Source organism: Colwellia sp. E150_009 (assembly GCF_053543955.1).
Genome location: NZ_JBHFOM010000007.1, coordinates 68,838 through 80,564, shown reverse-complemented (window position 1 = coordinate 80,564; position 11,727 = coordinate 68,838). Strand labels below are relative to the sequence as shown.

Sequence of the window (11,727 nt, the reverse complement as noted above, 5' to 3'; positions counted from 1 at the left end):
CGACAGCACACATGGTTGAATTAAGGAATATTATTAATGCAGTATTCAGAAAAAGATTTTGAAATAGCTAGAGTTCAGGCTAAAGAAATATGGAAGCTTCTTGATTACATAAGAGGAGCATCTCCGATTTCTGAATTTAGATCTTTAGCATACTCATTATTGTTCATAAGATATATGCAAGCTAAAACTGGGCAACATTTTAATGCGCCCAGATTTTATAGCTTTTCTGAAATTGCTAATTATATTTCTATGTTAACTAGCGCTTGTGTGGAACTCGACTTATTCAATGAACTACAGGCTAGACAATTTAGCGAACACATCGAAAGGGTATTGCTAAATAATGATAATATTGAAGAGGAAAACGTTAGATGGGCAGTTAATGGTGGCTTTAATGATAATAGCCATGCTGTCATAGATTTAACACTAACAGTCTTAAATAATCTATTTTCAGAAAATGAAACTAAATCAGGAAGTGAATTCTACACACCTAACGATATTAATACATTAGTGGCGCAATTAGCGATTAATTATACGCCTACTTCTATATGTGATCCTTTTGCAGGTAGTGGTGGTACAGTTTTTTCATTTTTTGAAAATTTACCCCCAAGTTATCAAAGTGAAATCTGTATTGATACACAAGAAATGAATCAAGATGCTCACTTTCAAGTACAAATAACCCGAATAATAAAAGGAATAAGAGGCACTGATTATCTAGGTGATTCATTATCTAAACCTGAGTATTCTAATAACAAATATGATTTGATAGCTTCTTTTCCACCTTTTGGATTAAAAATCCCTAAAGAAATAAGAAGTGACATTATTCATAAAGACTCTCACCCATTTCTTTACCTTGCTGATGTGCTTCCAAATAGCAGAAGCGACTGGTTTACGTCTCTTTCTATGCTCTCTTCATTAAAACCCGGTGGTAAGTTAATTTGTGGTATGACACTAGCTGCTTTCACAAGAGGTGGATCAGAATCATATTTAAGGGAATCTCTAGTAAAGAAAAACATAATTGAAACAGTTATTTTATTACCCAAGGGAATTCATTATTCTACTACGGTTTCAACTGTTCTGGTCATTATGAATGCAGAGGAGAAACATTATATTGAAAACCTTCCGGTTAAATTTGTTGATGCTTCGCTATTTTATGTACCAAAGCGTGGAAGAAATATTCTTTCTAATGAGAACATTAAAGGTATTGTAGACTCTTGTAACGAAAATGGACGGTTTAGTTACTCTGCTAGCTTAGAAGAAATTCAAGCTAAAGAGTTTAATTTAGACCCAACTTTATATGTAAGTAAAACAATAAAAATTAATAACCTAACTCTTAATAACTTTCGGGGATATAAGAAATTTAAGCTTTCAATTAATAACAAATTGACAGTGTTAGTTGGTGAGAATGGAGCTGGTAAGACAAGTATACTTGAAGCTATAGCTTGTGGTTTAGGCCCTTTTTTAACAGCTATGCCTGACGCCAAAGGCAAGTTAATCCGAAATTCTGATATCCATATTGATTCTAAAGGTATTGCTGATTTAGCAAGAATTTCAATTGATACCGTATCTAGCTTAAGTTGGGATTTAGCCACAAAAGGTGCTAATAAAACTAATATAGCAAAAGTAGGTACAGCAGCTTTATCTGATTTTGCAAAACAAATTGTAGATCTTGATGAAGAGTATCCACTGATTGCATATTATGGCACTAATAGAACATTATCAGCTAATACAGGTAAAGTGCTGATTAATCCCTTTGAAAAAGAAGCTCGTGGTGATGGTTATGATTCTGCATTGGATGCAAAAATCAACTATAACGTTATAAAAAATTGGTTCTCAAAAATAGAAGTTGATGAACTCAAGCTTCGAGATGAGAAGCAGAATCACCAATTTGTTCACCCAGCTAAAAACCTGATACAAAATACTGTTAAGTCTATTGTAGAAAGAACTGATAATGTAACCTTTGACAAGGATACAAATGATGTTGTTGTATCTTGGAAAAACGAAGAAAATCAAACCATATCACTGAGTTTAGAGCAATTAAGTGAAGGTTATAGAAACATGGTTGCCTTAACAATTGATCTCGTAAGACGAGCCTATTTACTAAACCCAAAGAGTAACGATCCATTAAATGTTAGCGGTATAGTTTTGATAGATGAAATTGAACTACATCTTCATCCAAGGTGGCAACAAAAAGTACTCTCCGATTTAACTAACTTATTTAAAAATATACAGTTCATTGTCACAACACACAGTCCACAAATATTAACAACTGTAAAAGGTGAAGCAATTCGTGTTGTTTCAAGCGCATTTGAACAGGCTGAACTTGTATCTTCTCCTTTTGGTGGTGAAAGTAACAGAGTTCTCTTACAAGTGTTAGGTGTTGAAGCTAGACCAAAAACTATAGTTTCTGAGTTATTAGCTAGATACTTTGCCTTAATTGAAGATGGTAAAGGCGAGGGCGAAGATGCCCTAGAATTAAGGAAACGGCTCAATGAACTAACAGATTCTACTGAGCCAAAACTCGATGAAGCAGATCTTGCGATTAAGCGAGTTAAATGGATGAAATCAAGAAATAAGCAGTAAAATATGCCTTTATATAATGTAGATGAACCTAGGGAGCTCATTGATTTCACCTCTGAAACCCCTTTAGCAACTTGGAACGAGTTGAAAGCTAATAGTGATGTTAATAACTCAGTTAAACGGGCCGCTTTTATAAAAACAGGTGGCTTATGTATTTATTGTGAACATAAACTGATACCAAAACTAGACTACCAAATTGAACATTTTCATCCTAAATTAGGTAATGACAACTCAGAATTTGGTGATGGTGTTCCTAACAGAGCAATTGAATGGCTGAACCTTTTTCCAGGCTGTTTAGGTGGTACAGCGAGAAAAAGTGATTTTACATCAGAGGTTGATCATTTAGAAAGAACTGGTGCTAATAAAAAAAACAAATCTGCATTAACCTGTGGTCAACGTAAAAAAGATAAGCCCGTAGAAAATAATTTTATTTCTCCAGAGCTATTATCTAATGACCGTTCTATATTTAAATTTAATGGTTCAGATGGTTCTATATCAGTTGACGAACAAGCATGCGAAGCTTTAGGAATTGATGTTGAGCTAGCAGGTAAACATACCCAGGAACTGAATTTAGATAGCAAACGTCTTAGAGGCATACGAGAAAAGTTCAGTTCTATTTTGGAATCAGAATTTAATAAAGCTTTCGAATTTGATCCAAGTGATATAGAAACTTTAATTAAGGAGTGGTTAGCCCTAGATGATCAAGGTGTTCATCAGCATCCTTTTTATTCTTTGATCGTTTCAAAGTATTCATAATCTCAAGTAACGCTACGTAAAAACTGCGAGTAAATATATACAAAAATAAATTTCATACACGTAGCGTTACGTAAAATAGGATCTAGTAGTTAACTTGCAAACGGTAAAATGTCAGTAAGCTAAAACACTAAATAGACTAATCAATTCAATAAGATAATTTCCCAGTAAAGACTGGATCCGATCTAGTTCTTAATTTGGATTAACAAACAAATGCAGGGATAACCACACTAGAATCTGTACAGCCCACTAAGTCCGATACCTTTTAGTATTGGACTTAGTGAGTAGGAACTAATTATCCCCGAATATAGAAGTTTTCTACGTTTGTAATGTTTGTAATTATAGCAAAGTACTTATGTTTAAAGTCTATAAACGGATATGCCATAAGCGCCTAAACTAGATACTCTTGCCGTTGGTGAGCAATCTACTAACCACAATTCGGTATCAATCTACTTTTCGTTTTTTACCGCTTTCTGCACGTAATTTATTCTCCGACTGAACATAAATTGTGTCTGTTGTTGCCATACTTGCATGACCTAAATCTTCAGATAGATCTTTTAAGGCTCGACCGCGCTCAATTTCCATACTGGCACCTGTGTGTCTAAGCCAATGAGTGGTGGCTTCTTTGAGTTTTATCGATTTGTTTTCACCTTCCAAACGTCTCATTCGTGTATATGCATGGTCAAAAACATCTTGAACCAAACGCCTAAGGTGTCTTGATGTCATACCGCCTTGGCCACGAATTTTTTCAACCAACACATTGTTGTCACCACTTGTTGGTAATGCCGATAAGTCTCTAGATAAACGATATCGCTTTAGAAATGGAATAAAATCAGAAGGCACTGTGGTGTCTCGAAGTTTTCTACCTTTGCCAAAAATTTTAAGCCACCAGTTATCGTCTTCATCTTGCCAAAAATGTCCCATTACTGGAGACCAATTATCACGCTCAGACAGTTCAGATATTCTTAAAAATAAGGTTTTTAATGAGGCAATAACAAATAAATTTCGTTCATAAAGTGGATCCTCGTTTGCCAAATCAATTGCGGTGTCTAAAATATATTGCCATTGAGAGCCAGATAACCGTTTTACTTCTTTTACTTGCGCATCACTTATAAAATGTCTGCAATCTTTTTTTGCTATTTGCGCAGGGTTTCCGTAACACAACTCTTCGCCCATCAGGTAGTTATAAAACACGATAATAGCAGTAAAAGTTGATGTTAAGGTTTGTTGTGATGGTCGATATTTTTTTCTATCTACCTCTTTTGAGGTTTGACTTTTAGCCGCTTGCATTTTGAATGGACGCCACTCTTCATTTATTGAAAAAAAGCTGTTTTTCAACTTAAAGCGTTCTTGGTTGCTAGTACCAATCCAAGTTACTGGTGGTTTCCAACAAAAGTCGGCGTAGTCTAAAATGTCAGTTTTGCGTAATTCATCTATTGGTGATTTTTTAACTAAAAAAGACCAAAGTAAGAATTTTTCAATTTCATTTCTAAATCGATCATAAGTATGAATTGATTTATTGCGACCAGTGTATTCAAGAAACGATTTACCCCATTGCCAGTGCGACAAATGCCATTGGGTGTTTTTTCTTAAATTATCTTCAAGTTCAGGATAATCGCAAAATTCAAACTCAATTAACTCTGCATAAGTTGGATATAAAGGAAAAAAAGATGGTTTAGTCATATTCCTATACGATTGAATTATAATAGTTAAGTAACTTAAGTTGTATACTAAACTGCTTAAGTTATTAAGTCCAATACTAGACAGTATTGGACTAGTTTAATATTGTTTATATTCTATATAGTTGTATTGTAGTTGTTACATTTTTTCTTATACAATTGCACATTAAACATTCATATAATTAACCAATTTTTATTATGTTAATGCCCTACTTCAATTTCTAATGATATAAAACAAATAAGCGTCTATTAAACGCAGTATCTCGCTTGATTCAGCTAAAAATGTAAAGCACAATACTACTTAACAAGTGTATGCCTATCACCTATTTTAGTGAAGTGTTAGTAAAGAAAATTCAAATGTTTAAGTCATAATGAACTCAATGATTATAACTGTCGATATTACTTGAACAATCAAATAATTTTATGGAAAAAATCATGAAAAAATCAGTGATTAGCTTTTTGGTCTTCGGTGTTGTTATTGCTGTTAGCGCAACTTTCACATGGCAATGGTGGCAACAACAGCAATCAATATTAGCGAAAGATTTTGTTTCTGGTAACGGAAGGATTGAAGCAGATCAAGTGGATATTACCACTAAATATTCAGGGCGGGTAAAGCATATTTTAGTTCAAGAAGGTGATTTAGTTAAACCAAATCAAATACTTGCTAAAATGGATACCACTGAACTTGATGCTCAATTAGCACAGACACAAGCTCAGGTTGCTCAAGCACAAGCTGCTGTAGCTGAAGGTGCTGCGTTAATAGCACAACGAAAAAGTGAATTAACCTTGGCTGAGCTTGAGTTAAAACGTGTTGCCCCCTTAGTTAAAACAGGAGCAATGTCACAAAGTATTGCCGATAAAACAAAAACCATAAGAGATACTGCTGTTGCTGTTTATACTGCTGCAAAAGCACATGTGCATACCCTTGAACAATCAGTTTTAGTTGCTAAATCTGCAGTCACGCGTGTACAAACTCAAATTGATGAGGCAACACTTAAATCTCCTGTAATGGGTCGTGTACTTTATCGTTTAGCACAACCAAATGAAGTATTAGGGGGCGGCGGAAAAGTCCTTACTATTATCAACCTTGGTGAAATTTATATGGAAATGTTCTTGCCTTCAGCACAAGCTTATTTAACCCCTATTGGCGCACAAGCAAGGATAAAACTCGATATTATCGATACGGCTATTCCCGCTCAAGTGAGCTTTGTTTCACCTGAATCACAATTCACACCAAAACAAGTTGAAACACAGAGCGAACGAGATAAATTAATGTTTCGTGTAAAAGTACGTATACCTCAAGCATTAGTGTTAGAACATATTGAACAAGTTAAAACAGGCGCAAGAGGCGTAGCTTATATCCGTTTGTCACCAGAAAAAGGTGAAAAGCCTTCTCCTTGGCCTGATTTTTTACAAAAATTACCTGATGATGTTTTATCAAGTGAAAGCAGCCCTGTTGAGCAAAACAATCAGTAAAGGACGCCTAAAGTGAACGAAACTCGGCAAACAGTAGCGAGCATTACAGGTGTTACCCATTACTATAATAATACGTTGGCACTCGACAATATTAACTTATCTATTCCAGCAGGTTTGATGGTTGGGCTATTAGGGCCTGACGGTGTTGGAAAGTCGACATTGATGGGATTAATTTCGGGTGCAAGAAAACTTCAACAAGGACAATTAATCGTATTAAACGGTGATATGACGTCTGCTAAGAACCGAGAGATGATCGGCCCTCGTATTGCCTATATGCCACAAGGTTTAGGTAAAAACCTTTATTCAGAACTAAGTGTTGAAGAAAATTTAGATTTCTTTGGAAAACTATTTAATCAATCTACTGCTGAACGTAAATTACGCATAGATAAATTAACAAAAGCAACTGAATTACATGCTTTTTTATCTCGACCTGCTAAAAAGCTTTCAGGCGGTATGAAACAAAAACTTGGTTTATGTTGTGCGCTTATCCATGACCCTGACTTACTCATATTAGACGAACCTACCACGGGTGTTGACCCACTGTCGAGACAACAGTTTTGGCAACTAATTGCCTCAATAAGGGCAGAACGCCCGACAATGAGTGTATTGGTATCTACTGCCTATATGGATGAGGCGGAAGGTTTTGATTATTTAATTGCGATGGACGCTGGGCATGTGCTTGATATTGGCACACCACAGGAATTAAAAACAAAAACTAATGCTCAAAATTTAGAAAGTGCCTTTGTCAGCTTGTTACCTGAAAAAAAACGAGCTAACCATAGTGAACTTATTATTCCACCCTATCAAAAGACGCAAGACTCCCCTGCCATAATAGCTGAGCATTTAAGTCGCCGTTTTGGTGACTTTACTGCAGTTAACAATGTTAGTTTTGAAATACAAGTTGGGGAGATTTTTGGTTTTCTAGGCTCAAATGGTTGTGGCAAAACAACAACGATGAAAATGCTTACGGGTTTATTGCCTGTATCAAGTGGTGATGCGTATTTATTTGGTAAACCAATAGATGCCAATGACTTAGAAACGCGTCAACGGGTTGGCTTTATGTCTCAGGCTTTTTCATTGTATGGTGAATTAACTGTCTCTCAAAATTTAACCTTACATGCACGTTTGTTTCATCTATCTCCCGCACAAGCAGCCTCTAGAATAGATGAACTCGTTAATCGTTTTGGATTACTTACCTACCTGGATGAACCTGCGGCATCGTTACCCTTGGGTATGCGCCAACGACTGTCGCTTGCGGTCGCAGTTATTCATGAACCAGAAATGCTGATACTAGATGAGCCTACTTCGGGTGTTGACCCCATCGCTAGAGATTTATTTTGGGAATTACTGGTAGAGCTGTCACGTAAAGACAAAGTAACTATTTTTGTGTCTACTCATTTTATGAACGAGGCGCTGCGTTGCGATCGAATTTCGTTAATGCATGCAGGTGAAGTGCTAATTTATGGTACGCCACAACAGTTAATTGAAACAAAAAATGTTAATACGTTAGAACAGGCATTTATAGAATATTTAGAAGATGCCATTCAGCGTAAAAAACAAAAAGAACATAGACAACAAGCCTCTCAATCTAACAATCAGGTCGATATTACGCCTTCAATAGCTCAACCTATAACAATCGAAAATGTACCATCTAAAAAAGACACGGTTAAATATAATCGATTTAGTTTTCATCGGCTTTTAGCCTACAGTTACCTTGAATCTATGCAAGTATTACGTGATCCAATACGCCTAGCGTTCGCATTTATTGGCAGTGCAATACTGTTAATAGTCATAGCTTATGGTATTTCACTTGATGTTGAAAATTTAAATTACGCAGCGTTTGACAATGATAGAACACCAGAAAGCCGTCAGTATTTAAGTAATTTTGAAGGCTCACGGTACTTTGTGAGTCGGCCAAATGTGCAAAGTAACGAAGAATTAGAGCGACGTTTACGATCAAATGATATCACCTTAGCTATTGAAATACCTGCAGGGTTTGGGCGGGACCTAAAAAATGGTAAATCACCCAGTATTTCAGCATGGATAGATGGCTCAAATACTATCCGTTCAGGTACCATTGAGGGATATGTAACTGGAGTGCACCTAAGTTATATAGCTGAGCTAGCTAAAAATGTAGGGTTAGATATGAGTGCCTTAGCAAATGTTAAGCTTGAATCACGCTACCGTTACAATCCAACGTTTAAAACAGTCTATTCAATAGGCCCTAAAACACCAGCCATGCTGTTATTATTGTTTCCAGCTATTCTTATGGCAGTGAGCATATCCAGAGAAAAAGAAATTGGCACTATTACTAACTTTTTTGTAACTCCCACTAAAAAACTCGAGTTTTTAATGGGGAAACAACTGCCATACATTGCCATAGGAATGCTTAACTTTTTTATTTTAACCATTATGGTTGTCTATTTGTTACAAGTACCGTTAAAAGGTAGCTTTTTAGGCTTAATGCTAGGTGCTTTGTGCTATATCATTGCAGCAACAGGCTTTGGCTTACTTATCGCCTCGGTAACTAAGTCTCAAGTGGCTTCTATTTTTGCTACTGCCATTTTATGCATGCTACCTACCCTTCAATTTTCAGGCATTGTGCAACCCACCTCTACACTTGAGGGTTCAGGGCATATTATTGGTACGCTTTGGCCTGCAACATATTATATGCATTTGAGTGTTGCAGCCTTTACCAAAGGTCTTGGCTTTTTCGATTTAGCAAACGATATCATTGTGCTTGCCTTATTTGGGCCTATATTTATTGCTATTGCCGCCTTTTTTCTTAAAAAGCAGGAACGTTAGACCATGAAAACATGGATCAATATATTTTGGCTTGGCATAAAAGAATTACGCAGCCTTTTGAGTGACGTTATCATGTTAATGTTAATTGTTTATTCATTTAGTTTGGCTATCTATGCTGAGTCTACTGCTATTAGTGAATCAGTACATAATGCGTCTATTGCTATTGTTGATGAGGACAATTCAGCATTGTCTGGGGCTATCGCAAACGCGCTATATCCACCCTACTTTAAAACACCGACGCTTATTTCAGCAGCAGAAATTGATCGAGGTATGGATCAAGACACCTTTATGTTTGTGGTTACCATTCCACCTAAATTTGAACAAAACATACGACAAGGTCGTCAACCTACAGTACAAATAGATATTGATGCCACCGCTGTTACACAAGCAAGCATTGGTAATAGTTATATACAAAGTATTATTACCAAAGAAGTTAATCATTTTGCCAACCGTTCTGATGCAACCACAGCTTATCCCGTACAATTAATTCAACGTCGTGCCTTTAATCCAAATGGTACTGGCATGTGGTTTAGTGCTATCAATGCATTACTTAATCAAATAACGATGTTAACAATTATTTTAACGGGTGCAGCCTTGTTGCGCGAGCGTGAACACGGAACAATTGAACATTTACTAGTCATGCCTTTAAATGCTTTTCAGATAGTAATTGCCAAAATTTGGTCTAATGGTTTAATTATTTTAGTTGCTTTTGCGTTGTCTATGTTAGTTATGGTCGAACAAACGCTCGATATTCCTATCGCTGGTTCAAAATTATTATTATTACTGGGAACAGCTTCTTACTTATTTGCAGCAGCTGCCATTGGCATTTTTTTAGGAACAATTGCACAAACTATGGCACAATTTTCTCTGTTAGTGCTTATGGTCATTATTCCTATGGTAATGCTTTCTGGTGGTTTAACCCCAATAGAAAGTCAACCCGATATTATTCAACCTATCACCTGGTTATTACCTTCAAGACACTTTATGGACTTCTCTCAAGCGGTTGTATTTCGTGGTGCTGGGTTTGATTTAGTTTGGCCTCAACTTACTATAATCATAGCGTTGGGGGCAGTATTCTTTATCGCTAGTCTTGCAATGTTTAGACGATCTTTAGAAAGAATGACGTAAGGTTATTGTAACAGTATTAAAGCAGCTGTAACGGTAAAAGCAGTTAGTAGTTATGCTGCTTTAATATTAAGGCTATTACACCATTGAATTGCTTTTAAGAACTCAGCTTGAACAACTTCTTTATCTAATGCGTATTGTTTTAAGCTATTTTCTAATGTTTCGTTTGAATTTAACTTTTCATGGCCAAGAATATAATTAGTGGTTAAATCAAGTAACTTCCCTAATAAACCATCATGCTTCACTAATGCGGTTTCTATTGGTTTTGCCAAAGGCATTGTTTTAACAATTTCTGACATTGGCATGGACAACATGACTTCAATAGCACTGAGTAATCCTGTAATAAACGCAAAATCATTAACGGCTCTAAAGACAATATTATTACTTAATGCAAGCATCATTTTGCCAGTAATTAACGCTTGTTTACAGACTTCGTCGGTGGTTTCTGAAGTTAGGTTAGATAAGGCAAGAATTGAAACAAATTGTCTTAGTTTATCTTCACCCAAATACGCCGCTGCTTGCTTTAATGAAGTTATTTCAACACGAGATCCTGTTGAAACATTGTTCACCATTTTAAGTAGCCCAACCGTTAAATTAACATCATGACTTATAATTTCGGCTACTGATTCAAAATTCAATGGATAGTTAAACGTTTCACTTAGCAAGTTAAGCATTTGAGTTTTAATGGGTGATAATGCCTGCCCTTCAATAATTTCAGGTTGATGGTAAAAATAACCTTGAAAATAATCAAAACCTACTTCAGCTAATGTTTGTTGTTGGTTTCTTGTTTCAACCTTTTCAGCAGCAATTGCAATATTAAAAGGTCTCATGCGTTCAACGGCATGAATAATACGTTTAGTATTAATTTTCTCAATATCAATTTTAATAATATCAATATAAGGAAAAAGTATGTCCCAATGAGGCTCTAAATCATATTCTGTTAACGCAACCATATAACCATTGTCATGATAAAACTTAATAATTTTCAATAATTTTTTTGTGGGTTTTTCAGCCCCTACAAGTTCAATAACAATAGAGTCTTTGTTAAACATTAAGGGGAATTTGTGAATTAAACAATTTTCAGTAAAATTAATAAAGGACAATTTACCCATACTGATTGTTTCTATATCACCATGAATATGGTTTTGAATAATTAACTTTGAACTGGCAACATCGTGCTCAATATCAGGGAACTTATTATCGCAACTATCTCTAAATAATAATTCATAACCAATAGTTTCTAATTTTTCATTAAGAATGGCTTGTCTGGCGATATAAGTATGTTTCATTTTACAATATTATTAATAATTAA

Annotated in this window: 7 protein-coding genes; 5 read left to right on the top strand and 2 right to left on the bottom strand. The window is 35.6% G+C overall.

Going from position 1 to position 11,727, the window contains the following annotated elements:
- Window positions 1-36 precede the first annotated feature (36 nt).
- Both ACE1OF_RS05245 and ACE1OF_RS05240 read left to right on the top strand, forming a co-directional pair.
- Window positions 37-2,580, top strand: coding sequence for an N-6 DNA methylase (locus ACE1OF_RS05245; protein ID WP_448893192.1), 2,544 nt, complete (start codon window positions 37-39; stop codon window positions 2,578-2,580).
- 3 nt (window positions 2,581-2,583) lie between these two features.
- Window positions 2,584-3,333 (top strand): hypothetical protein, encoded by a 750-nt coding sequence (locus ACE1OF_RS05240; RefSeq protein ID WP_448893191.1) that lies wholly within the window; start codon window positions 2,584-2,586, stop codon window positions 3,331-3,333.
- A 441-nt stretch (window positions 3,334-3,774) separates the two neighbouring features.
- Here ACE1OF_RS05240 and ACE1OF_RS05235 read toward each other — a convergent pair whose 3' ends face one another.
- Window positions 3,775-5,013 carry a tyrosine-type recombinase/integrase gene (locus ACE1OF_RS05235; protein ID WP_448893190.1) on the bottom strand — a complete coding sequence of 413 codons (1,239 nt, stop codon included), beginning with the start codon at window positions 5,011-5,013 and terminating at the stop codon, window positions 3,775-3,777.
- 431 nt (window positions 5,014-5,444) lie between these two features.
- Between ACE1OF_RS05235 and ACE1OF_RS05230 the strand changes: the two genes are divergently transcribed.
- From ACE1OF_RS05230 to ACE1OF_RS05220, 3 genes are read left to right on the top strand one after another with little or no spacing between them, the layout of a single operon-like run.
- Window positions 5,445-6,485: an HlyD family secretion protein gene (locus tag ACE1OF_RS05230; protein ID WP_448893189.1), complete on the top strand. Its 1,041-nt coding sequence runs from the start codon at window positions 5,445-5,447 to the stop codon at window positions 6,483-6,485.
- Between the two features lie 12 nt (window positions 6,486-6,497).
- Window positions 6,498-9,290, top strand: coding sequence for a ribosome-associated ATPase/putative transporter RbbA (gene rbbA, locus ACE1OF_RS05225; protein ID WP_448893188.1), 2,793 nt, complete (start codon window positions 6,498-6,500; stop codon window positions 9,288-9,290).
- Between the two features lie 3 nt (window positions 9,291-9,293).
- The gene (locus ACE1OF_RS05220; RefSeq protein ID WP_448893187.1) at window positions 9,294-10,418 is read left to right on the top strand and encodes an ABC transporter permease; all 1,125 of its coding nucleotides are present in this window, start codon (window positions 9,294-9,296) and stop codon (window positions 10,416-10,418) included.
- 50 nt (window positions 10,419-10,468) lie between these two features.
- Here ACE1OF_RS05220 and ACE1OF_RS05215 read toward each other — a convergent pair whose 3' ends face one another.
- On the bottom strand, window positions 10,469-11,704 hold the full coding sequence (locus ACE1OF_RS05215; RefSeq protein WP_448893186.1) for an EAL and HDOD domain-containing protein: 1,236 nt from the start codon (window positions 11,702-11,704) through the stop codon (window positions 10,469-10,471).
- Window positions 11,705-11,727: the final 23 nt, after the last annotated feature.